At 61.4% G+C, this 22577-nt stretch carries 18 protein-coding genes and 3 tRNA genes; 17 read left to right on the top strand and 4 right to left on the bottom strand.

Going from position 1 to position 22577, the window contains the following annotated elements:
• Window positions 1–451 precede the first annotated feature (451 nt).
• From sdhC to IRZ31_RS10470, 5 genes are all read left to right on the top strand, one after another.
• Window positions 452–832, top strand: coding sequence for a succinate dehydrogenase, cytochrome b556 subunit (sdhC, locus tag IRZ31_RS10450; protein WP_297153144.1), 381 nt, complete (start codon window positions 452–454; stop codon window positions 830–832).
• Window positions 833–1228: 396 nt separating this feature from the next.
• The gene (gene sdhD / locus IRZ31_RS10455; protein ID WP_297153146.1) at window positions 1229–1648 is read left to right on the top strand and encodes a succinate dehydrogenase, hydrophobic membrane anchor protein; all 420 of its coding nucleotides are present in this window, start codon (window positions 1229–1231) and stop codon (window positions 1646–1648) included.
• Window positions 1649–1662: 14 nt separating this feature from the next.
• Window positions 1663–3399: a succinate dehydrogenase flavoprotein subunit gene (sdhA, locus tag IRZ31_RS10460; protein ID WP_297153148.1), complete on the top strand. Its 1737-nt coding sequence runs from the start codon at window positions 1663–1665 to the stop codon at window positions 3397–3399.
• A 45-nt stretch (window positions 3400–3444) separates the two neighbouring features.
• Complete coding sequence (locus IRZ31_RS10465) at window positions 3445–4152, top strand: succinate dehydrogenase iron-sulfur subunit (protein ID WP_112431643.1); 708 nt, start codon at window positions 3445–3447, stop codon at window positions 4150–4152.
• Between the two features lie 269 nt (window positions 4153–4421).
• A complete protein-coding gene (locus tag IRZ31_RS10470) occupies window positions 4422–5339 on the top strand; it encodes an alpha/beta hydrolase (protein ID WP_297153153.1) in 918 nt (305 codons plus the stop codon).
• A 2-nt stretch (window positions 5340–5341) separates the two neighbouring features.
• Here IRZ31_RS10470 and IRZ31_RS10475 read toward each other — a convergent pair whose 3' ends face one another.
• Entirely contained in the window at window positions 5342–6931 is a 1590-nt protein-coding gene (locus IRZ31_RS10475) for a molybdopterin-dependent oxidoreductase (RefSeq protein WP_297153155.1), read from the bottom strand.
• A 538-nt stretch (window positions 6932–7469) separates the two neighbouring features.
• Here IRZ31_RS10475 and IRZ31_RS10480 point away from each other — a divergent pair.
• The 12 genes from IRZ31_RS10480 to IRZ31_RS10535 all read left to right on the top strand — a co-directional run bounded on the left by IRZ31_RS10480 (window position 7470) and on the right by IRZ31_RS10535 (window position 19002).
• Window positions 7470–8540: an ROK family protein gene (locus IRZ31_RS10480; protein ID WP_112431647.1), complete on the top strand. Its 1071-nt coding sequence runs from the start codon at window positions 7470–7472 to the stop codon at window positions 8538–8540.
• An 85-nt stretch (window positions 8541–8625) separates the two neighbouring features.
• On the top strand, window positions 8626–9375 hold the full coding sequence (locus IRZ31_RS10485) for a TlyA family RNA methyltransferase (RefSeq protein ID WP_112431649.1): 750 nt from the start codon (window positions 8626–8628) through the stop codon (window positions 9373–9375).
• Window positions 9376–9920: 545 nt separating this feature from the next.
• Window positions 9921–11537 carry a benzoate-CoA ligase family protein gene (locus IRZ31_RS10490; protein WP_297153160.1) on the top strand — a complete coding sequence of 539 codons (1617 nt, stop codon included), beginning with the start codon at window positions 9921–9923 and terminating at the stop codon, window positions 11535–11537.
• Between the two features lie 88 nt (window positions 11538–11625).
• Window positions 11626–12501, top strand: coding sequence for a hypothetical protein (locus IRZ31_RS10495; protein ID WP_297153162.1), 876 nt, complete (start codon window positions 11626–11628; stop codon window positions 12499–12501).
• A 19-nt stretch (window positions 12502–12520) separates the two neighbouring features.
• Window positions 12521–13129 carry an NUDIX hydrolase gene (locus IRZ31_RS10500; RefSeq protein WP_297153164.1) on the top strand — a complete coding sequence of 203 codons (609 nt, stop codon included), beginning with the start codon at window positions 12521–12523 and terminating at the stop codon, window positions 13127–13129.
• A gap of 182 nt (window positions 13130–13311) precedes the next feature.
• Window positions 13312–14067 (top strand): response regulator transcription factor, encoded by a 756-nt coding sequence (locus IRZ31_RS10505; protein WP_297153166.1) that lies wholly within the window; start codon window positions 13312–13314, stop codon window positions 14065–14067.
• Window positions 14064–15680, top strand: a complete 1617-nt coding sequence (locus IRZ31_RS10510) for a HAMP domain-containing sensor histidine kinase (protein WP_297153168.1) — start codon at window positions 14064–14066, stop codon at window positions 15678–15680. The genes IRZ31_RS10505 and IRZ31_RS10510 overlap by 4 nt, the downstream gene beginning before the upstream one ends.
• Before the next feature lie 235 nt (window positions 15681–15915).
• On the top strand, window positions 15916–16335 hold the full coding sequence (locus IRZ31_RS10515) for a MaoC family dehydratase N-terminal domain-containing protein (RefSeq protein WP_297153170.1): 420 nt from the start codon (window positions 15916–15918) through the stop codon (window positions 16333–16335).
• A gap of 55 nt (window positions 16336–16390) precedes the next feature.
• Window positions 16391–16472 (top strand) — tRNA-Leu (locus IRZ31_RS10520).
• A gap of 132 nt (window positions 16473–16604) precedes the next feature.
• Window positions 16605–16686: transfer RNA gene (locus IRZ31_RS10525), tRNA-Leu, on the top strand.
• An 89-nt stretch (window positions 16687–16775) separates the two neighbouring features.
• Window positions 16776–16849, top strand: a tRNA-Val gene (locus tag IRZ31_RS10530).
• Window positions 16850–17352: 503 nt separating this feature from the next.
• Window positions 17353–19002 (top strand): acetolactate synthase, encoded by a 1650-nt coding sequence (locus IRZ31_RS10535; protein ID WP_297153173.1) that lies wholly within the window; start codon window positions 17353–17355, stop codon window positions 19000–19002.
• A gap of 489 nt (window positions 19003–19491) precedes the next feature.
• Here IRZ31_RS10535 and IRZ31_RS10540 read toward each other — a convergent pair whose 3' ends face one another.
• From IRZ31_RS10540 to IRZ31_RS10550, 3 genes are all read right to left on the bottom strand, one after another.
• Window positions 19492–20124 (bottom strand): LysM peptidoglycan-binding domain-containing protein, encoded by a 633-nt coding sequence (locus IRZ31_RS10540; protein ID WP_297153175.1) that lies wholly within the window; start codon window positions 20122–20124, stop codon window positions 19492–19494.
• A 450-nt stretch (window positions 20125–20574) separates the two neighbouring features.
• Complete coding sequence (locus IRZ31_RS10545) at window positions 20575–21744, bottom strand: ATP-binding cassette domain-containing protein (RefSeq protein ID WP_297153177.1); 1170 nt, start codon at window positions 21742–21744, stop codon at window positions 20575–20577.
• Window positions 21745–22143: 399 nt separating this feature from the next.
• Window positions 22144–22431: a helix-turn-helix transcriptional regulator gene (locus IRZ31_RS10550; protein WP_297153178.1), complete on the bottom strand. Its 288-nt coding sequence runs from the start codon at window positions 22429–22431 to the stop codon at window positions 22144–22146.
• Between the last annotated feature and the right edge of the window lie 146 nt (window positions 22432–22577).

The raw sequence follows: 22577 nt of genomic DNA on the forward strand, positions 1-22577 counted from the left end.
GGGATGCGCGCCTGATCCTCCCGTGCGCTCTCTCCGGGCTGACCGGGGAGGTATCGACAGGCAGAGAGCGAAAACGACACACCCTGGCTGTCTGACTGAGTGCTGAGCGGCACGTCTCGTTCAGCGCTAGCAACAGAAGCAAAGCAAGCAAAGCAACAGCACAACATTACGACTACATCAGAGGCGGGAGCGGTGGGTGAGTGCACTCGAAGAGGTTGTCCTGGATGGCCTTCCTATCAAAGATCAGCAAGCAGGTACGACGTTGCTAGACATCCCGAGGCTAGGGGATAGTGAAGCGCGGGGCCGCGCCTGGTACGCCATGCAAGCGAGATGGGGGGAAAGAGGAAGGGAAAAGAAGAGACAGCTCCCGGCTTCAACGACTTCAATATCTCCCGGCCCGTCCGTGCAGCGCTTTTCCCCCGCCTCCGCCTGATGAGAATCGAGGAGCGGCATGTATAAAGGACAATCTGGAATGTGGTCCTGGCTGCTGCATCGCGTGACAGGACTGGCGGTTCTTCTCTTCCTGCTTGTGCACATCGTCGATATTGGATTGCTCTCCTTTGGCCCCGATGTCTACAACGAAGGCATTGCCCTCTTTAGCACTGGCATTGTGCGCGTCATCTCGCTCGGGCTGATTGCCTCCGTGCTCTATCATGCCTTCAACGGCGTGCGCATTATTTTAATCGATTTCTGGCCACGGGGTGCTCGCTACCAGGGGATCATGTTTGCGGTAGTGATGATCATCACTATTCTCTGCTTCCTGCCGATGGCCTATTTTGTGGTGGCGCCCATTTTCCAGCCCGGTGCCTCTGCCGTGGCGCTGCCGATGTGAGCGTAGTGGGCGGCGAGGACGATAAGGAGAGAGGGCCTCTCTCCCTGGGCCTCGCCTGCTGACTGCCCACTCTGCCCTGCCTGCCAGCGAGCGAACGAGCGAACCAGCGAGGGAGTGAACCCCACGCAGCCAGCCTGGCTCCCCGACAACTTCCTGGTGAGCGCGGCGGCGACTGAGTGCCGCGGAAAGGTCAGTGAGCATTAGCTCTCTCTCGATCCTCCTTTGATGGAAGGAAGACCGGCGAGAGACGCGGTCGCTGAAGGAAGAAGTGGAGGCCGAACAAGGAAGAGCGGCAGCAGAGAGGAGGACTTGCTGACCCGTCGGCTCCTGCGGCGCAATGTCGCATCTGCCTGCTATGATGACGATCTTGCTCTCGTGAAGAGGAGTGCTGTAGCTATGTTACGTGTTTCTAGCGGCTATGGCCCGCGTCCCACGGGCGGCGGCTTTGAGACCTTTTCCTGGTACTTCTTCCGTGTCTCTGGGGTCGCACTTATTTTCCTGGCGATCATCCATCTGATTCTCATGCACGTCACAACTGATGTCGCCTGCACCAGCTATCAGTTTGTGGCCCATCGCTATCAAAATCCTTACTGGCGCTTGTATGACTGGCTGCTGCTGACTCTGGCGCTGTTGCATGGTATGAACGGTCTACGCGTTGTTATCGACGACTATGTTCGCAATCGCGGCTGGCGCCTGTTCTTGCTCTCGCTGGTAGGGCTGGCGACGCTGGCGTTCTTCTTGCTTGGAACGATTACGATCGTGACCTTCCAGCCTGTAGCCAGTGGATTGCAGGGTGCTTCCTGTGTGACCCACTAGAGAGGGGAATCCTTATGTACCAGAAATTTGATGTGGTCATCGTCGGCGCTGGCGGCGCCGGGCTGATGGCAGCGATGCAGCTTCCCAACGCCAGCGTGGCCGTCCTCTCGAAGGTCTATCCTACGCGCTCCCATACGGGTGCTGCCCAGGGAGGAGTGGCGGCAGCGCTGGGCAATCTTGAGGAAGACCACTGGAAGTGGCATATGTACGATACCGTCAAAGGCGGTGACTATCTGGTCGATCAGCCAGCGGCGGAGATCCTGGCTCGCGATGCCATCGACGCGATCTATGAGCTGGAGCATCGGGGACTGCCCTTTAACCGCACGCCGGACGGGCGCATCGATCAGCGCCGCTTTGGTGGCCATACGCGCAACTACGGCGAAGCGCCAGTACGCCGCTCATGCTACGCCGCCGATCGCACGGGGCATATGCTGCTCCAGACCATGTACCAGAACGCCATCAAGAACCAGGTGCGCTTCTTTAATGAGTTTCTGGCCCTGGATCTGCTGATCAACGAAGGCCGCGTCTGTGGCGTGGTGGCCCTGGAGATTCGTACGGGCGAGATTCATACCTTCCATGCCAAAGCGGTTCTCTTTGCCACCGGTGGCTATGGCCGTGCCTGGCGAGTGACCAGCAATGCTTTTGCCTGCATGGGAGATGGCATGGCGATCGCCTACCGCCGCGGCATTCCCCTGGAAGACATGGAGATGTATCAGTTCCATCCTACGGGCCTCTATAAGGTGGGGGTGCTGCTGAGCGAGGGGGCCCGTGGCGAAGGGGCGCGCCTGCTGAACGGCAAGGGCGAGTACTTTATGGAGCGCTACATGCCCACGCTCAAGGACCTGGCGCCGCGCGATATTGTCTCCCGCTGCATCATTAAAGAGATCAAGGAGGGGCGCGGCGTCAACGGCGAAGATTATGTCTATCTTGACCTGCGCCACCTGGGCGAGAAGGTTATCACGGAGAAGCTGCCTGATATCACCGAGTTCGCACGCAATTACCTGGGCGTGGAGCCGATTCGTGAGCCGGTGCCCATCCAGCCGACGGCCCACTATGCGATGGGCGGCATCCCGACCGATAACGATGGGCGCGTAGTCATCGATGCGAAGTGGACGCCGCTGCCGGGCTTCTACGCCGCCGGCGAGGTGGCCTGCGTCTCGGTCCACGGAGCCAATCGCCTGGGCACGAATTCGCTGGTTGATCTGATCGTCTTCGGGCGCCGCGCCGGTAAGCACATGGCCAGATTCATCGCGGAGAACGATCACGTTCCTCTGCCGCCGCATCACGAGGACTTTGCTCGTGAGATGGTCGACCATCTCCTGACCTCGAAGGGTGGCGAGTCGGCGGCGCGCATCCGCAATGAGCTGCAGGGCGAGATGCTGGAGAATGTCTTTGTCGAGCGCCAGGAAAAGGGCCTGCAGCATGCTATGGACACCGTCGCTGGCCTCCAGGAGGCGTATAAGAAGGTCCAGCTTCAAGATAAAGGCAAAACCTTCAACACTGAGCTGGTCGAGGCCATCGAACTGGGCTTCCTGCTGGACTGCGCGGCGGCCACCGTTCACGGCGCTCTCGCTCGCAAAGAGAGTCGCGGCGCTCACTATCGCCTCGATTATCCCGAGCGCGACGATGTCAACTGGCTCAAGCATACGTTGATCTATAAAGGTGAAGGGGCCTGCGATGCCCGTCTCGACTATAAGGATGTCATCCTGATCGATGACCCCATCTTTAAGCCCAAGGAACGCAAATACTAAGCGCGTCCCAGCTTCAGGGAGACGCTCTAAGACAGGTGAGGTGCTATGAAAGTTACCCTGCGCATTAAGCGCTTCGACCCCGATAAGGATGCGAAGCCCTACTGGGCCGAGTATACGGTTGAGGCCAGCCCCGTCGACCGCTTGCTGGACGCGCTCAATACCATTAAGTGGACGATCGACGGCACCCTGACCTTCCGACGCTCCTGCGCGCATGGAGTCTGCGGCTCGGATGCCATGCGCATCAACGGGCGCAATCGCCTGGCCTGCAAGGTGCTGATCCGCGATGTGGGCGAGAAGGTAACGGTTGAGCCGATGCTCGGCTTCCCGGTGATCAAAGATCTGGTGGTCGATATGGACCCCTTCTTCCGCAAGTACGAGTCGGTCAAGCCCTATCTGATCACCTACGATAATGAGCCGGGGACCGAGCGGTTGCAGAGTCCCGAAGAGCGTGCGCGCTACGATGAGGGGACGAAGTGCATTCTCTGTGGGGCCTGTACTGGCTCGTGCCCCTCGATCTGGGGCAATCCCGACTGGGTTGGGCCAGCGGCCATCGTCAACGCACACCGCTTCATCTTCGACAGCCGCGATCAGGGCACGGCGGAGCGTCTGGCGATCCTCGGGCAGCGTAACGGTGTCTGGCGTTGCCGTACGATCTTTAACTGCTCCGATGCCTGCCCGCGTGGCATTCCGGTCACCGATTTGATCGAGCAGGTGAAGCGCGCCATTGTCTACGGCGATCGCAATATTGACTGAGCAACAACGGTAGCGCTGGGTGAGAAATCGCCTCGCTTCGTCGTGCGCTCCGGCGAAGTGTGCTGGGACTGAGGGGCGAAAGAGAGCCAGCGCCAGGCGCCCAGCCCGGCAGGTACCAGGGCCAGCTGCCCTCGGGCCGCCCGAGCTGGGCCGCTTTGTGGTGAAGGGAGGCTCTGCTACCCCCCCTTCTTCTCTGCCTGCCAGGCTGGAGGCCGGAGTGCTTCTCTTGTAAAGGTGCTAGCGCCAAGCTAGCGAGGAGTGCTGACGCTATGCCCCCTGCGATGACTGTAGAAGAGCAAACCTCTTGGGAGCATCGCTTTATCACAGCCAACGGCATTCGGCTCCACTATGTGACCCAGGGAGAGGGGCCGCTGGTGCTCTTGCTCCACGGCTTCCCGGAGTTCTGGTATTCCTGGCGCCATCAGATTCCTGTTCTGGCCGAGGCCGGTTATTGCGTTGTGGCTCCCGACCTGCGCGGCTACAACGAGAGCGAGAAGCCGCGTTGGGGCTATGACCTGCGCACCCTGGCGCGCGATGTGGCGGCCCTGATTGTGGCTTTGGGTTACGAGCGGGCGATCGTCATGGGTCACGACTGGGGTGGCGTCATTGCCTGGCAGGTGGCGATGCGCTATCCCGAGCTGGTTGAGCGCCTGGTCATTATGAATGCTCCCCATCCGGCGGCCATGCTGCGCGAGTTGCGTTCCCTGAAGCAGCTCCGCATGAGCTGGTATATTTTCGCCTTCCAGCTGCCCTGGCTGCCGGAGTACGTGCTCGGGCGCAACGGGGCGAACGAGATCGGCAGAATGCTGCGCGGCAGCGCCGTCCAGAAGGAAGCTTTCCCGCGCTCTGTCACCGCTCATTATCAGGCTGCCATGAGCAAGCCTGGAGCCTTGCCTGCGGCTCTCGCCTACTATCGGCAGTTTGTGCGCGACCTGCCGCACGCCCTGTGGCGTCGTCAGCTGCGGGCCTGGTCCCGTATTCAGGCCCCGACTCTGCTGGTCTGGGGTCTGCAGGATATTGCCCTCAGCGTCGAGCTAACCTACGGTCTGGAGCCATACGTCAAGCAGCTGCGTGTCGTCTACCTGCCTGAAAGCGGTCACTGGGTCCAGCAGGAGCAGCCCGAGCAGGTCAATCGCCTGCTGCTCGACTTCCTGGCAGGGCGCGAGTCGAACGCTCCAGGCGCCTGAGATCAGGCAACGACAATGGTAATCGTATGGTAGCCCGAGGCGCCATCGGGCAGCGGCGGAGCCGGACGGGGGTCCTGGACATTTCCCTGCAGATCGATGGCGCGCGCCGTGATGGTGTAGCTGCCGGCCTGGGACGGCACACGCCAGGGGAGTTCCCACAGCACCCAGGTGAGCGCTGACAGAGGGCGCTTGAGGGTAGCGCGTTGCCAGCTCTGCCCCAGGTCGAAACTCACATCGACCTCGCTGATGCCGCGCTCCCCCGAAAAGGCCACGCCTGCAATATAGGTCAGGCTGCCGGCCTGCAGACGGCTCCCATCAAGAGGGGTATCGATGCGCGTCGTCATGCGGATCTGGGCCTCGTCGCTCCAGCCGCGCTGCTGCCAGTAGCCCTGGTAATCGTAGTTTACGACCTCGATGCGTGTGATCCACTTGGCGTGCTTCATGCCATAAATGCCAGGAACCAGCAGGCGCAGCGGATAGCCGTGGCGCTCCGGCAAGGTCTGGCCGTTCATGCGCACGGCGAGCAAGGTTGTCGGCTCCAGGGCCTTAGTGAGATGAATACTGTCGCTGTAGTCATCGGCGCAAGAGAAGACCACCTTCGTGGCCCCCGGCTTGGGACGCGCGCGCTGCAGGAGAACGTTCAGCGGTATCCCTTCCCAGAGGGCGTTGCTCATGTAGGGGCCGCCGACCTCATTGCTGATGCACATCATCGACTCATACTGGCGACGCATTGGCAGCGTCAGCAGCTCCGCATAGGTCAGCGTGTAGGGCTGCTCAACCTGGCCGCCGATCGTGAGGCTCCAGCTCTGGCCGTTGACCACAGGGTCGGCCAGCAGATTCTTTGAGACCACGTAGTATTGATCGTTAGGCGTGATTTCTGATGAAAGATGAGGGACGGGCACGATGGGGCCGTAGTTGGGCTGGGGCGGCGGCACGATGCGGCTCTTGAAACCGCGCAGGGTGACTGTCGGGGCGTGGGCGCCCTGAGTAATAAAGCGGAAGGCGAAGGCGGCCAGGAGGCCCACGCCGCCCAGGATCAGGCCACGGCGCAGCAAGGTCTGGCGCCGCTCGCGCACCTCGGCTCGGCGCTGCTCCTCACGGATGCGACTGGCTGTCAGCCAGTGGTAGGCGAGCGGGAAGAGCAAGGCGAAGACCAGGCCGCTGACGGCCAGGCTCCACATGCTATTGAACCAGCCAATGCTCAGTGTGGCGCCGAAGAGGCCGGCCCCAGTCAGCGGCAGCACCACCAGACCGGCAAAGAGCCAGAGCAGGGCCGCCAGCACGAAACCGTCCCCGAGCCGTGGCCCGAGACCAGGCTTGAACAAGAAGCGCCGACGTGCCAGCATATACAGGCTGCCGCTGGCGGCAAAAACCAGGCACTGGCCCAGGATCACACAAACCAGTAAATAGCGCTTCGCTTCGTCGCCGATCAATTGCTGGAGAAATTGAAAAAGCGACAGGGGCATCAGTGCCGTGATGGTCGCTCCGACCTGCTCCGGCAGAGACACACCGTGGGCAAAGGCATTCAGCAAAAGCATGCAGCCCGAGGAGGCGAGTCCGGCCAGCAGACCGGCACCGCCGCCGGCAACCAAAGACTCCTGGGCAGAAGGTTTCGGAGGCGAAGAGGTCTCAGGCGAAGCCATTGTTGACGAAACAGCCCTTTCTAGCGCGGGCGTGGAAGGAGGGGCGCACACAGCAAGCAACGGCAAGAGAAAAAGAAGAGAGTGAGCTGAGCTTGCCCCGCTCGATCATCTCCGCGCCATCTTCATGGACCCTGCCTTTTATTGTACGTCAGGCCACATCATCAATGCTACACGTGCGAGCAAGGCCCCATTGACAGGCGTATGGCCGGTCTATCCGGTGAGAAGGGCTAGAGGCTCCAACGATGGGGTACAGAGGGAAAGCAAGCTCAGGAGAACGGTCACTTGTTGCTTGCCTGCAAATGGAGTATCATCTATGCCGAATAGCGCTCCCCTTGCCTTCTGAGGCCGCTTTCGAAGTGTAGCGTGCGTCCCGCTCGCTGGCTGATTGGAGGCGCCGGAGCGCACACAATCGGCAGTCGCCCCTCTCTTGCGTCCCGGAGGAAGGGACGCCATTAGTAAAAGACCATCTGCGAGGAAGCCGAGACTTATGCCAGAAGACCAAGTGATCACAGCTACGACGACAGCAGCGACGATAGACACTGCGCATCTCCCCCTGGCCGTCGGCGTTGATCTGGGAGGAACGCAGCTACGGGTAGCGGTGCTGCGCGGGGCCACCCTGCTTTCGCGCGTGGGCCTGCTGACCGGCGAAGATGCGACGCCTGAGCGTCTGATCCCGCGCATTTGCGACGCAATTCGTCAGGCGCTCGCGGAGGCGCGGGTTGAGCTAGGGCAGGTGGCCGGTATTGGTTTAGGAGCCCCTGGCCCGCTCAACAGCCAGAGCGGTATCATCTACTCGCCGCCCAACTTACCGGGATGGGAAAACGTCCCCATTCGCGACATCCTGCAGAAAGAGTTCCCGGTGCCGATCTACATCGAGAACGATGCCCATTGCGCGGCTCTGGGCGAATACATGTTTGGGGCCGGGCGTGGCAGCGAAGACATGGTCTACATGACCGTTAGCACAGGGATCGGCGGCGGCATCATCTGCAAGGGCCGCCTGCTAGAAGGAGCAGGGGGGACCGCTGGCGAACTGGGGCATATGACCATCGATCTTCACGGTCCCCGCTGTAACTGTGGCAACATCGGCTGTTTAGAGGCCATTGCCTCGGGGACAGCCATTGCGCGGCGAGCCAATGAAGCTATTGCTGCTGGCCAGGGGGCGGAGTTGCTCGCCTTCGCGCGCTCGCTCGACGAGCAGACGGCGCGCCAGCTGCATCTGCCTGCTGGCACGGAGAAGGAGAGCATCGAGCGTGTCAATGCCCGCACTGTCGGCGAAGCGGCACGGGCCGGTATCGCCCTGGCGCGGCAGATCCTCGGTGAAGCGGCGCGGGGGCTGGGCGTGGGCCTCGTCAACGTGATCCATATCTTTAATCCGCGTAAAATTATTCTGGGGGGCGGCGTCATGCAGCTTGGCGACCTGATTCTTGGGCCGGCCCTCGACATTGTCGAGCAGCGCGCCATGAAGGCCCCACGCTCGATCGTGAGCATTGAGCTGGCGCAACTTGGCCCCAATGTCGGGCTGATCGGGGCCGGTACCCTGATCTACTATCATGGCTGATCCCTCTGCCGGTCTGGGCTGGTCGCTGCCAGCGAGCCGGTGAGTGGAGGAAAGGCCAGGCAGGAACGAAACAAACAGACGGAACATGGTGACAAAGAAAAAGGAACGTCTCGACGTCGCAATGGTACGTCGCGGCCTGGTAGCCAGCCGGGAGCGAGCACAGGCTCTGATCATGGCGGGGCGCGTCTATGTAGGTGAGCGACGCCTGGAGAAGCCCGGCGCCCAGGTGCCCGATGATGCCGAGATCCGCCTTGACCTGGCCGCGCCCGAACTGCGCTACGTCAGCCGTGGCGGCTTGAAGCTCGAAAAGGCCCTTGCGGTCTTCGAACTTGATCCGCGAGGGTTGGTCGCCCTGGATGTTGGCGCCTCGACTGGCGGCTTTACCGATTGCCTGCTGCAGCGGGGAGCTGCTCGCGTCTATGCTGTCGACGTTGGGCATGGACAGCTCGCCTGGAAGCTGCGCAGCGATGCGCGCGTCGTCGTCATGGAGGGGGTCAACATCCGTTACCTGGAGACGCTGCCGGAGAGGCCGCAGTGCGCGACCATCGATGTCTCCTTTATCTCGCTGCGTCTGGTTCTCCCGTCGGTGGCGCGCTTGCTGGCTCCTGGCGCCTGGGTGGTGGCCCTGGTCAAGCCGCAGTTTGAGGCCGGCAAAGAGGAGGCTGATCGTGGCGAGGGCGTTATCCGCGACCCGCGGGTCCACGAGCGTGTCTTACGCGAGCTGTCGGCCTGGATTCCCGAGTACACGCCGCTGCAGCTGCGCGGGGTGATCGAGTCTCCCATTGCCGGCAGAGAAGGCAACAAAGAATTTCTGATGTATCTTGCTCTTCCATAAGCAAAGGAGGGCACAGACAGCGAAGTTCTGTGGACACTCCCACTGGCGAGGCAAAGGAAGGCCCGCCGAGAGCCGTGCTCTTCCGATGACCCGCCCTCTGCTTGTAGAGGTGGAGGGAGAGCGTTAGCGGGTGGTGCCAGGTGAGCAGCAGGAAGGCGGAGGGGAAGCGAGCTGGCTTGCATGGCGAGGGAACGCCGTCAACTGGGGCTGCTTGCCCGGAGGCGAAGCCAACAGACTGGGAAGGTCGGGCCGCAGTCTGGTACAATAACAGCAAGGTAGAGGTAGACCGTCCCTGGGGTGACGCGCCAGCCTGCTCCTCTTGGCGGGCCTTCATCGTCTCGGTCACGTGGCTGAACACGATCGTGCTCGCGCGCGCAAAGGAGCGTGCCAGAGCAAGGCAGGCCAACAGACAAAAGGTGGGAGAAAGCGAGCCGGGAGGCGGGAGGAGAGATCAGACGAAGAGGCCAGAAGAGACGAGACACGGACGGGGTGCGTCAGCCGGGGTCAGCCAGGCGCCGTCTACAGGCGAGAAAAGAGGGAAGATCATGGAGATTCCAACGGTCAACGTGCCCGACCAGTTCAATGCAGCCAGCGCCTTTCTCGACGCGAATCTCGCACAAGGGCGCGGTGGCAAAGTGGCCATCTATTATGAAGATCAGACCTTTACCTATGCCCAGGTGGCCGAGATGGCCAACCGTGTTGGCAACGGATTGCTGGAACTCGGCGTCGAGATGGAGCAGCGCGTAGCCCTCTTACTGCTCGATTCCCCGCAGTTTGCGGCCTCTTTCTTCGGAGCCATCAAGATAGGCGCAGTTCCCATTCCGATGAACACCATGCTGCGCCCTGAAGACTACGTCTATATGCTCAACGACAGCCGGGCCAAGGTTCTGCTGATCCATGCTGCTCTCTGGCCACCGCTGCGTCAAGTATTATCCCAGTTGCGCTTTCTGAGGCATGTCGTCGTCGTCGGCCTGGAAGCGGAAGCTGCCGGTACAACACTGCTGGCGGGCCGTCAGCGCGTGACCCTGCACGATTTCGAAAGCTGGGTTGCCCAGGCCTCGCCCTCGCTCAGTCCTGCTCCTACCAGCAAAGATGACAGCGCTTTCTGGCTCTACAGCTCGGGCAGCACTGGTTTCCCCAAAGGTTGTGTGCATCTCCAGCATGATATGACGTTCTGTCTGGAGTGTTACGCCAAACCCGTTTTAGGTATCACTAAGGACGACATCACCTTTTCTGGGGCGAAGCTCTTCTTTGCCTATGGACTGGGCAATGCTCTCTATTTCCCCTTCGGTGTCGGCGCCAGCACCGTGCTCTATCCCGGGCGTCCCCTGGCTGAAGACATGTTCAAGGTTGTGGAGCGCTACCGGCCCACCATCTTCTACGGTGTTCCTACGCTCTATGCCAACATGCTCAGCGTGCCCGAGGCCGAGAAGCGCTTCGACTTCTCATCGGTGCGCGTCTGCGTTTCGGCGGGTGAGTCTCTGCCGGCGGATATTTTGCGTCGCTGGGAAGAGAAATTTAAAGTGCCCATTCTCGACGGTATTGGGAGCACCGAGATCCTGCACATCTTTATCAGCAACCGTCTCGGCGACATCAAGCCGGGCAGCTCGGGCAAGCTTGTGCCGGGCTATGAAGCGAAGATTGTCGATGAAGATGGTCAGCCGGTGAGCCCAGGCGAGATCGGCAACCTGCTCATTCGCGGGGACAGCATTGCTGCCTATTATTGGAACAAGCACGAGAAGACCAAAGACACCATCACTGGTCACTGGATTCATACCGGCGACAAGTATTATGTAGATAACGAGGGCTATTATTGGTACTGCGGGCGGGCGGACGACATGCTCAAGGTCAGTGGTCAGTGGGTCTCGCCCGTGGAGGTTGAGAACGTGCTGATCGAGCATCCCGCGGTCCTGGAGGCGGCGGTCGTTGGGGCCTATGATAGCGATCGTCTGGTCAAGCCCAAAGCCTTTGTCGTGCTCAAGCCCGGCCAGGAGGCCTCGGAGTCGCTGGCAAGCGAGCTACAAAACTTTGTCAAGGGCCGACTGACGCCGTTCAAGTATCCCCGCTGGGTGGTCTTTGTCTCGGAGCTGCCCAAGACAGCGACCGGCAAGATTCAGCGTTTCAAGCTGCGGGAGACGGGGGAGACCGCTCCTCTCTCATGAGGGTGTCCTGAGTGGCGGGGAGAGCAGGAGCAGCGCCGTTCGCCCACGTCGAGGCATTGAGGTCGAGGCCGCCGGGAGTGGGCTAAGCTTGTCCGAACCGACGGCCTATCTTACCGTACCTACCACGGAGGGAAGAGTGCAACAGGCTTATCGTGCGCTACGTATTCTGGCCGAGGCGCAAACGGTGCGCCTGATGGTGACGCCCGAGCCTTGTGCGCTGCTGCTGGACGAGCTGGCGAGTGCCTGTACGGCTCTGCAGAGTGGGAGCGCCGGCCTGACCTGCGTGATCCTCGATTTTGGGGCCTCTCCGCGGCAGTCCGAGGCTGGGGGTCTCAGTGGGGCGGGCTGCCGCCCGGGCGGAGGGGAGGCGGCGAAGCTGCGCAATGAGGCTGAGCGTGCGGCAGCGCTTGTACGAGCGGTACCACAGCCGGTGCTGGCTGTGGTGCGTGAGTCGCTATCGGAAGCAGCCTCGGTGCTGGTGCGAGCTGCCGACCTGGTTCTAGTCGCGCGGGAGGCCAGCTTTGTGGCCCCGGTCGGCGGAGTGCGCGGCCCCGGGCGCCTCTCTGGTGAGCAGGCTATGCGCCTGGGCCAGGCCACCTGGTTGGCGCCGGCTCGTCAGCTTGACAGGAAGCTGGAGGAGGTGCTGGCCCTGCTACGTCGGAGTAGCGCCACGGCCCTGCGCCAGGCCAAAACCGCGGTGCGTCTGGCGTTGCGCTCTCTCTCACCTGTCGAGGGCCTGCCCTCCTCGCCCTGGTTGGAGCCAGGCAGCTTCTCCCTGCCGCTACCCACTGAGGATGAGGATGAAGAAGCCCGCCGTCTGCGCGAGAGCCGCGCGCGCCTGGAGGCGCTCCGCCGCGTCAACAGCTTCTATCTCAGCGAGGTGTCGCGCTCGGTGGATGCTCAAGAGGGTCTGCGTGCCTTTCTGGAGAAACGGGCGCCGCGGTGGCAACAACAACAGGAGTAACTAACGGGAGCGCGAGAGCATGACCACAGATCACCATCTTGCCCGGCAGCAGGCTCCATCAGGGCTGCGACCCTGGGTGACGCGTGCCGCCGAGCGTGTCCTGGATACTCCCTATCTCAAAGTGCGGCGCGAGGAGGTGCTGCTGCCGGATGGCACCCTGATACCCGACTACTACATTATCGAAAATCGGGGCTGGGTGGGGATTGTCCCCCTTACCTCCGATGGACGCTTCTTGCTCAATCGACAGTACAAACATGGCATAGGGCTGGAGGTGCTGGAGTTTCCCGCGGGTGCCATTGACCCTCATGAAGATGATCCCTTGCTCACAGCCCATCGTGAGCTGATGGAGGAGACGGGCTATAGTGTAGCCGCTGAGAAGATCGAGCTGCTGGCTCATATGTACGCCAATCCCACCGGGGCCCGGACACGCATCTGGTGGTATCTGGCGCGCGATGTCGAAAAGACCGGTGAGCAGAAGGTGGACCCTCGCGAAGTCATTGAGAACCTGCTCGTCACCCCGCGCGAGCTGCTCGCTCTGATCCATAGCGGACAGTTTGCCGTCCAGGGCCAGATCGCCGCCGCCTACATGGCTCTGGAGCGCCTGGGCTATCTACGCGCCTCCTTCTAACCACGCCGCAACGAGAGCCAGGCCAGACCGGCGGGCTGGCTGGCTGCGCCTGGCTTCTCACCTTACAAAATCTTTACAAAAGATTGCAGCTTTTCTCACCGTCCGGCGCTATGCTCTATATGCTATAACTAAGTGGATACTTCCTACCTGTTAATACAAGGGCAGGACAGGACAGGTGGGTCATGAAGATCCTGATTATAGAAGATGAAAATAACATTGCACAACTCATCCGCCTTTATCTGGAGCAGGCCGGCTACGAGGTAGTCATAGCCGGAGATGGGGCGGCGGGATTAGAGCTGCACGCGCGTGAGAAGCCCGATCTGGTGATCCTGGACCTGATGCTGCCAGCTCTTGACGGGATGGAGGTCTGTCGGCGCATCCGGGCCTGGGCGGACACACCTATCCTGATGCTGACAGCGCGGCAGGGAGAAGAGGATCGTATTGCCGGGCTGGAACTGGGAGCCGATGACTACCTGGTCAAACCTTTCAGCCCGCGCGAGGTCGTCAGCCGGGTGCGAGCCATCTTGCGGCGCACCGCTCTGGCTGGGGCCCATCGAGCTGGGATTGCAGCAGGGAACGGCAGCGAAGGGAGTGTCAATGAACACCCCCGGCAGGGAAGCGAGCGAGAAGAGCTGCGCTTTCCTGGTCTGGTCATCAACATCCCGGCGCGGCGTGTCGAAGTCAACGGACAGCGTGTCACCTTGACGGTCAAAGAGTTCGACCTGCTGGTCGTCCTCGCCTCCTCACCGGAGCGCGTCTTCACACGTGAGGTCTTGCTCAACAAGGTCTGGGGCTATGACTACCTGGGCGATGGGCGCACGGTCGATGTCCATATTGGCACGCTGCGCAAGAAGATCGAAGCAGTACCCGGGGCACCGCGCAACATCAAAACTGTCTGGGGAGTTGGCTACAAGTTCGAACCAGAGGCGCCCGCATGAATGAACCGGCGACCAGCACTACTCAGCTACCTCCTGCGACGCAGCCAGAGCGAGCGGCCAGCGTGCTACCCCCCTTGAGCCTGCGCAGCAAGCTGGTGCTCAGCTATCTGGCGGTCGCTCTGGGAGCGATCGTCGTGCTCGCCATTGCCGTTATTGCGGCTGTCTACAACTACTACTACACGTCCCAGATTCGGCAGTTGCAGGATGCTGCTCAGACCTATGCCCGCGGCGTTGAGGACTTCTATACCTATCAGCTTGGCGGGCACTGGGGTCCCTTTTCGCTGCGTTTCCCCGTGCCGGCGCTCCTGGTCATTGTTGACCAGAATGGTCATCAGCTCCTCTGCAATCCGCCTGCCGGCTTTAATAGCCAGTTTTGCTCTGAGACGACCATCGCCCAGTCGGCGGCCCAGGCTCTACAGGGCAACGAGGTCGACGGGCATCTGGAGAGCAGCGGTTTCAAGGGACTGTATGTCAGTGTCCCGCTCTACGATCAGAACAGCAATCATCAGCTCATTGGTGCCTTGCTGATTGCCCAACCGGAAGCCTCGCCGCAGCGCTTCCTCAGCAATGTGACGCAGGCCATCCTGCTGGCTGGCCTGCTCATTGGGGTCGCCGTCGTCCTCTTCAGCCTGCTGCTGGCGCGCCGCTTGACCCGTCCGCTGGAGTCATTGACTGCCGCGGTAGAGCGCATGAAGGAGGGCGACTACTCGCAACGCGTTGATCCGCCCCCGGCTCAGGATGAGCTGGGACGTCTGGCCCAGACCTTCAATGCTATGGCCGATCGTATTGAGGCCGATGTGGCAGAGCTACGCCGCCAGGACCAGATCCGGCGCGATATGATTGCCAACATCGCTCATGATCTGGCTACGCCGCTAACGGCCATTCAGGGCTTTAGCGAGGCCCTGGCCGATGAGGTCATTCAGGAGCCAGGCGCACGCAAGGATACGGCGCAGCTGATCGCGCGCGAGGTTCAGCGCTTGCGTCGCCTGGTGGCCGATATTCAGCATATGACCTTGCTGGAATCGGGGCGGGCGCGTCTCGATCTGGCACCGCTCGACCTGGCGGTGCTTGTCGATGAGACGCTGGCAGTCATCGAGCCTGAGTGCACTCAGGCCGGCATTACGCTGCAGAACACGATTGACCCGCAGACGCCGCCGGTCCTGGCCGATAGCGACCGCATTACCCAGGTGCTGCTCAACCTCATCGATAATGCGCGTCGCCATACGCCTGCTGGAGGAACCATCACGGTAGGGGCCAGGCGCCTGGGGCGCATGCTGGAGGTCTGGATACGTGATACGGGCGTGGGCATCGATCCGATAGACCTTCCTCACATTTTTGAGCGCTTCTATCGTGCCGACCGGGCGCGCAGCGGGGGACGTGGGGGGAGTGGCCTGGGCTTGACCATTGTGAAGGCCATTGTGACGGCCCACGGGGGGACGGTGGCCGCCGAGAGCACGCCGGGTAAGGGAACGTGCATTCGCTTTACCCTGCCGTTGGCCCCTAGCCAGGAGGAGCAGGGGAGTCCTGCGGGGTCAAGGCCGGGGCGTGAGCGCCGAGATAGCCGAGATAAAAGTGGGAAGCTCTTGCCCCCAACCTGGGGATATAATACATAGAAGAGCCACCAGGGTCCGGCAGGGTGTGGCGACGGACAGGGGCAGCACCGCACCTGCTCACACGGACCTGGCCGGCAGCAATCGCTGGGCCAGGCTTGGCGTTCCAGGACGTACCGAAGCTGCCCATGCCGGCCATGCCCTGCCGAAGGCAGTGGTGCCTCGTCAACTGCTGGGACCAGACTCAAGCAGGAAGAAACGCTGACAAGCAGAGAGAGTAGAAAGGAGCGCCTCACTCATGGCGATCGACCCGAGCCTGATCGGCAAAACCTCGGCTCCCCAGACCTTCGCGGTGACCGAGGAGGCGGTACGACGCTTTATGGAAGCGACCGGCGATCCCGCGCTGGAGCGCCAGACGCCGCTCGTCTATGCCCCTCCGACCTTCCCGACAACGTTCCGGGTCCGCCCTCCAGAGCTGCAGATCGATCCCTCGCGGATGCAGCTGCTGCATGGCGAGCAGAGCTATAGCTATCAGCGACGTCTGCGCATCGGGGAGCAGGTGACCTGCGTGGCCCGCGTGGCCGATGTACGTGAGCGCAGTGGGCGCTCCGGCCCTATGACCTTTGTGATCCTGGAGACCGAAGGGCGCGACGCTAACGGCCAGCTGCTCTTTACGGCACAAGGTACCTTGATTGTGCGTGCGAAAAAGCACGACTAACCGTTGACAAATCTCAGGGGTCAGTATACAATACAATGCGGAATCTATGAGAGATGCCCTCGTGGCGGAATGGTATACGCAGCAGGTTGAGGGCCTGTGCCCGTAAGGGCGTGGTGGTTCGAGTCCACTCGAGGGCACCCTCATGAGCGCTGCTCATATCCGCCTGGCGAGCGGCACAGGATTGAGCGGCGCCGCTCGCCGGCGGATGCTGAGTTTCCTTCTCTCCTTTTCTCTTCTTTCTTTGCTGTTGAAAAAGCATGCACAACGATGCCCTCGTGGCGGAATGGTATACGCAGCAGGTTGAGGGCCTGTGCCCGTAAGGGCGTGGTGGTTCGAGTCCACTCGAGGGCACCGCAATGATGGTGGTCGGAAGAGGCGGCGAGGCTGGTCCGCCTCTTCCGCCTTCCTTATCGGCTCAGCTCAGTAGAGACGAGCCACATGGGCGACTAGCTCAGTTGGGTAGAGCGGCTGCTTTACACGCAGTAGGTCAGGGGTTCGAGTCCCTTGTCGCCCACTCCCCTTGTTCTCCTCCCTGTCTTCCCCCTTTAGGTTGCTGTCGTCTGGCTGGCTTTGCCTCCTATCTTCAGCCTGCACCTGATCGCGATCGTCGGTCGGTCTCTGCCCGCTTCAGCGAAAAAGCTGCCTGGGCTGCTCAGACTGCTGCCTCCAGATCGGGCACTGCCCGCCGGGCGCGAGGAGCTGTTAGCGTGCTACATTGTCAGATGAACAGGCGGGCGCTATCATTCATCATAGCAGCGCAGGCGAGCGAAGCCGCGTCCGTGACTGCTCTGTCAGGGCTATGGGGTGTCAGCCGGTCTTTCCGTCCAGTAGTGTGCACTCTCGTCTTGTTTGGGGGAGGCTTTTCCCCTCCTCTCGCCGGGGTCAGGCGTTCTTTTCTGTTCTGTCTGTCCAGCGAGGCGGGGCGGCGAGATCGGGCGAGCCGGAGAGCTGGCTGATAGCTTTCGCTGACGGAGAGAAGCAACTGAGCAAGGTTGCTCAAGACAAAGGAGGCGAAACGTGAGTATCACGCATGGTGGCTGGCTGGTTGCCAAGATCCTCAAGCGCGAGGGCGTCGAAGTAGTCTTCACACTGAGTGGGGGGCATATTGCCGCCATCTATGATGGCTGTGTTCGTGAAGGCATTCGCGTCGTCGACACTCGTCACGAGCAAGCGGCAGTCCATGCTGCCGAGGGCTGGGCCAAGTGCACGCGCCGGCCAGGAGTGGCCTTGTTAACTGCCGGTCCGGGGGTCACCGATGGAGTGACCGGCGTTGCCAATGCCTATCTGGCGGGCAGCCCTGTGCTGGTCATCGGCGGAGCGGCGCCGCTGAGCCTGTGGGATCGCGGTGCTTTGCAGGAGATGAACCAGATTGACCTGCTGCGTCCCATTACCAAATGGGCGCGCACCGTCCATGAGACCGGTCGCATTGCTGAGTATGTGGCCGCCGCCTTTCGCCAGATGCTCAACGGCAAGCCTGGCCCGGTCTTTCTAGAGATCCCGATGGACGTGCTCAACAACCTGGCCGATACTGACAATGTGACAGATCCCGGCGAGCCGAGCAATTACCGCCCGGCGGGTCCCGTGCAGCCGACGCCGGAGCAGGTGGAGAGAGCTGCCGCTCTCCTGGAGCAGGCTGAGCGCCCGGTCATCATGGCGGGAAGCGCTGTCTGGTGGTGCGATGGCGCCGAAGCCCTGCGTGAGCTGGCCGAACGCATTCAGGCCCCGGTCTATCTCAATGGGGCCGGACGGGGCTGCCTGCCCCCCACTCACCCGCTCTTCTTCAGCGCCTCGCGACGCAAGGCTCTGGAGGGCGCCGACACCATTCTCGCCGTTGGAACGCGTATGGACTTCCGCCTCAATCATGGACGACCGCCGCTCATTCCCGCCGAGGCGCGCTTGATCTGGTTCGACCTCGCGGGCGAGGATATCGGGGTCAATCGTGGGGCCGAGGTGGGGCTGGTGGGCGATGTCGGCATAGCCATGCGTCAGGTGGCGGCAGCCAGTAAGCCGTACAATGGTGAGCGCGCCTGGCTGCGCTTCATTCGCGAAGAGGAAGCCCGAGCCTGGGAGCGTGACGCGGCGGCCCTCAACTCCGATGCGGTGCCCATTCACCCCATGCGCCTCTGTAAGGAGATCCGCGACTTCATTGACGAGGAGACAACGGTCATCGGCGATGGGGGCGACATCGTCAGCTATGGCGGACGGGTGATCAACGTCTATCGCCCTGGCTATTGGCTGGATGCTGGCCCAATGGGCACGCTCGGCACCGGCACCGGCTTCGCTATGGCGGCTCAGCTGGCGCGCCCCGGCAAGCGCGTGCTGATCCTGCATGGAGACGGGGCTTTCGGCTTGAATGGCATGGAGTTCGAGAGCATGGTGCGTCACAAGCTGCCTGTGGTTTCGGTGATTGGCAACGATGGGGCCTGGGGCCAGATCAAACACCCCCAGAAGGCGCTGATTGGCCACGCCACAGCGGCGGAGCTGGCACCGGGTATCCGCTACGATAAGATGGTGGAGGCGCTGGGCGGCTACGGAGAGCTGGTGGAGCGCCCCGAGGAGATCCGCCCGGCCTTAGAGCGGGCTTTCGCCTCTGGCTTGCCGGCCTGCATCAATGTACTGATTGACCCCGATAAGCCCTACAGCCGTTCAACCAATGTCGCGGTCTAGCCAGCCTCGCCTCTCTTTCTGGACCCCGCTGTGCTGGTGGCCCTGACTAAAAAAGACAGGCGACAAGATAAGTAAAAGAAAGAAGCGACGGAGACAATGCCAGTCAGACTCTCACTGAACCGGCGTGTCTCCGTCGCTCTGCCTCGTGCATATTGAGGAGGCGGGCGCAGCCCAGGCCGTGGCTGAGGGCGGCCTCTTGCTCCCCTCCTACGTCAGGGAAGGACCAGCCTGCCAGGCGAGCGCGCCTCGCCTGTAGAAGATACTCCTCTTGTTGTGAGCGCTCTGTTTGGGAGACGGACGAATCCTAATCTTTGCTTCTCTCGGACTGGCCTCTACCTCTTTCTCTCCGGCTTCTCAGGCCGCCTTGCGCAGCAAGGCGGGCGACTAGCTAAACAGACCGGCGGTAGGGCCTCCAGGTCCTCTCTTATGTCTATGCAGCCTATCTCTGTGCTGCCTGTCGGGCTGAGTTAGGCGTCGGCCTGGAGCCGATTAGGGCTGGCAGGACCATTCACGCCAGGTGAACCCGTCGCGCGCGAAAACCTCGTAAGCGGCGCGGATGTTAGCCGCCGCGTTGTAGGGCGAATAGGCCGCCTGCGAGGTGGTGGCCCAGGTGCTCGGCAGGAACTGGAAGAGACCCGCCGCTCCAGATGAGCTGTTGGTTGCATACGGGTTCAAGCTCGACTCACACTGGGCGACGCTTAGCGCCTGCGCCCCATAGGAGCCGAAAACCTGGTAGATCATCTGCGGGATCGAGCCGCTGACACTCTGCGAGGCGGTCGAGGCCTGGCTCTGGACGCTCACCGAGGTCGCGTTGCTGCTCCCCTGACCGGGAATGCATACTTGCTGCCCCGGGAAAATCAGGTTCGGGTTGGCAATGTGGTTGTAGGAAGCAAGTGTCTGCCAGCTGGTTCCGTAGCGCAGGGCGATCCCACTCAAAGTATCGCCTGAGACGACAGTGTAGCAGCCGCTGGCGGCCTGGGCATGCGCCCCCTGGCTGCTCAGGGTGAACAGGGCACCAGCCAGCGCCAGGGCCAGCATGAGGCTGGCGGCAAACTTCTTGAAGAGACGACCTCCCTTGTTCTGCTGTTCACACTTACGAATGTCCGTATGTAGTAACTGCATGTAACCCCTTCTGACTAAACCTACAAGTCTCCCCAAACAGCGGCCTCCGACAGGCCAGATAGCCGTTGCGACCGACCAACCTCGGGTCTTGCTCTCCATCAGGGTGAGCAGACTAAGCAGGCCAGATCGGCCAGCTCAGCAACCCGCCGGAAGCTCTGGCGTTCCCGCAAGTCAAAGGTGCTCCCTGTGGAAGCAGCCGACCGACGCGGGAACACGCATATGATAGCATGAGCTAAATTGGAACATGCAAATACTCTTTGAAACATAGCCAAAACTGGCTATTGTAGTGTTAAAGCAAGCATGCGGAAGAATGATAGGGAGACTATAGATGATGGGCCGACTATTTATGCAGAAGCCAAGGAGCGGGAAGAACCTGGATTATCAACGAACGGGGAGGGGGGAGCGTTTCAGGCTTGCGGGTGCTGGCTGGTGCTGCCAGGGTTGCTCAGCTCACAAATAAGCACGGGCCTCAGTCGCTTTGAAGCCGGCGTAGATGGGGCTGCCCTCGTGCAGTTCCAGGCGCTGGAGTGACTCTTCAGTGATCTCAGCGGTGAGAGGGGGGAGAGCGGGGTCGATCTCAATACTTACGCGCACGCGTCCATCGTGAGCCGGGCTATGGCCGGCGCTCAGTGGCAAGATCTGCACAACCTCGCCGGAGAAGATGTTGCGAGCTGAGCCTTCGGGTGGCGTGCGATAGAGCGTAATGCTGCGTGGGTCAATCACCACGCAAGCCTCCTGAGCATCGCTGATGTGCGCTACCTCGCCCTCGTCCAGGACGGCGCTCACCAGCAGGGGGCGGCTGCCACCGTTGATGGCCAGTGTGCAGAGGGCGCTGGTCTCCCGAGCCACCAGCTGCCCGCGCAAGAAATTCAGCCCCACCAGCTCAGCGATGTAGGCCGAGCGCGGACGCTCCAACAGCTCGCGTCGACTGCCCTGCTGGATCACCTGACCGTTGTCAAGGACCAGAATCTGATCGCCAAAGAGCAGGGCCTCCAGGTGGTTATGGGTCACAAAGATGGTGGTAATTCCGATCTTGCCCAGTAGACGACGCAACTCCTGGCGCACCTCGCGCTGAGTCTGCACATCGAGAGCGGCCAGCGGTTCGTCGAGCAAGAGCAGGCGTGGCTGCAGCACGAGAGCGCGGGCCAGCGCAACACGCTGTTGTTGTCCACCCGAGAGCTGGGCTGGACGGCGCTCGGCCAGGCCGTTGAGGCGCATCTGCTCGATGGCGGCCTCCGTGCGCCGGCGCACTTCCTGGCCACGCAGACCCTGGGCCCGCAGTCCGAAGGCGATGTTTTCAAAGACTGTCAGGTGTGGAAAGAGCAGGTAGTCCTGGAAGACGTAGCCAATAGGCCGCTCCTGGGGGGGGACAAAAATATCACGCTCGCCATCGAAGTAGCAGACGCCGTCAAGGATCATCTGCCCACGGGCGGGACGCAACAGGCCGGCCAGCAGGCGCAGAACCGTCGATTTGCCGGCCCCGCTCTCGCCGAGTAAGACAGTAGTGCGGCCAGCCTCCGCGTGCAGAGTGAGCTGAAGGTGAAAGCGGCTCGCCTGCTCTGATGATGGGCGCCGGCCTGGCTGGCTCGCGAGATCAGCCTCAAACGTAGCAGTCAACATACCTGTAGGTAAGTATAGGCCAGGGTTCGCTGTTCTGCAAGCGTTCAGCCCCCTTCCTCTCGGCAGGCCCAGCGGAGAACGGGGCCCAGCTGGGTGGGAGGCCAGGAGCTCTGGCAGGGAAGGTCTCAGGAGATGAATGTAGTATGATGCACAATACCGACTTTCTCCTGGTTCAATGAAGAAAATCGATAAGAATCGCCCTATTGTAATGAGAAGATGAGCCGATAATGAAAAGTAGAGAGAGGGAGCGTCCGAAGTGTCCAGTGTGCCGCTGCCACTTCTCTCCTCTCCTGAACCTGTGCCTCCCGTGTCTCTCGACCAGCCCGACCCGATCCCCCAGGACGCTCCCCTCGCTCTCCGCGGGAAGGGGCCATACGACCCCTTCCCGCTTTCTTCTGGTCAATGAGGATCGCCAGGCCAGCGCCTGATGGGCTTGGGATAGCCCAGCTCTTCCGGCGTCACCTGAAGGACCGTACAGACCAGCCACAGATGGAACTCTCGCGGGCATTGCTCTCCCCGTTCCCAGCGAGCGACGGTGCTGACATCCGGCGCCTTCTGGCTCTGGCTGCTTTCGCTGGCGAGCTTATCCATCTGGACGACGAGTTTCTCGCGTGTAAACCCACGCTCCTGGCGCTTTTGCCGCAGTCTTTGGCCAAAGCGCTTCAGTATTTCTTCTGTGTATTTCATGGTTTCCTCCTTCTGGAGGTCAAAAAATAACAGAAATTACAAATGCTGGTATTAAAAAAATAAGAATGAATACAGGAGACATGATGTCGCAAACATGTGTTCTAGTCTGACATCATGTTCATCATCCTGATGACAATGCTATGAGC

It is taken from the genome of Thermogemmatispora sp., from assembly GCF_019683635.1.
Taxonomy (GTDB): Bacteria; Chloroflexota; Ktedonobacteria; order Ktedonobacterales; family Ktedonobacteraceae; genus Thermogemmatispora.

Excerpts from the sequence above, each read along its gene's own strand:
- sdhD (WP_297153146.1), top strand. The coding sequence starts at position 1,229 with ATGTTACGTGTTTCTAGCGGCTATGGCCCGCGTCCCACGGGCGGCGGC.
- sdhC (WP_297153144.1), top strand. The coding sequence starts at position 452 with ATGTATAAAGGACAATCTGGAATGTGGTCCTGGCTGCTGCATCGCGTG.
- IRZ31_RS10505 (WP_297153166.1), top strand. The coding sequence starts at position 13,312 with ATGAAGATCCTGATTATAGAAGATGAAAATAACATTGCACAACTCATC.
- IRZ31_RS10480 (WP_112431647.1), top strand. The coding sequence starts at position 7,470 with ATGCCAGAAGACCAAGTGATCACAGCTACGACGACAGCAGCGACGATA.
- IRZ31_RS10470 (WP_297153153.1), top strand. The coding sequence starts at position 4,422 with ATGCCCCCTGCGATGACTGTAGAAGAGCAAACCTCTTGGGAGCATCGC.
- sdhA (WP_297153148.1), top strand. The coding sequence starts at position 1,663 with ATGTACCAGAAATTTGATGTGGTCATCGTCGGCGCTGGCGGCGCCGGG.
- IRZ31_RS10485 (WP_112431649.1), top strand. The coding sequence starts at position 8,626 with ATGGTGACAAAGAAAAAGGAACGTCTCGACGTCGCAATGGTACGTCGC.
- IRZ31_RS10510 (WP_297153168.1), top strand. The coding sequence starts at position 14,064 with ATGAATGAACCGGCGACCAGCACTACTCAGCTACCTCCTGCGACGCAG.
- IRZ31_RS10515 (WP_297153170.1), top strand. The coding sequence starts at position 15,916 with ATGGCGATCGACCCGAGCCTGATCGGCAAAACCTCGGCTCCCCAGACC.
- IRZ31_RS10545 (WP_297153177.1), bottom strand. The coding sequence starts at position 21,744 with ATGTTGACTGCTACGTTTGAGGCTGATCTCGCGAGCCAGCCAGGCCGG.
- IRZ31_RS10490 (WP_297153160.1), top strand. The coding sequence starts at position 9,921 with ATGGAGATTCCAACGGTCAACGTGCCCGACCAGTTCAATGCAGCCAGC.
- IRZ31_RS10465 (WP_112431643.1), top strand. The coding sequence starts at position 3,445 with ATGAAAGTTACCCTGCGCATTAAGCGCTTCGACCCCGATAAGGATGCG.
- IRZ31_RS10500 (WP_297153164.1), top strand. The coding sequence starts at position 12,521 with ATGACCACAGATCACCATCTTGCCCGGCAGCAGGCTCCATCAGGGCTG.
- IRZ31_RS10550 (WP_297153178.1), bottom strand. The coding sequence starts at position 22,431 with ATGAAATACACAGAAGAAATACTGAAGCGCTTTGGCCAAAGACTGCGG.
- IRZ31_RS10540 (WP_297153175.1), bottom strand. The coding sequence starts at position 20,124 with ATGCAGTTACTACATACGGACATTCGTAAGTGTGAACAGCAGAACAAG.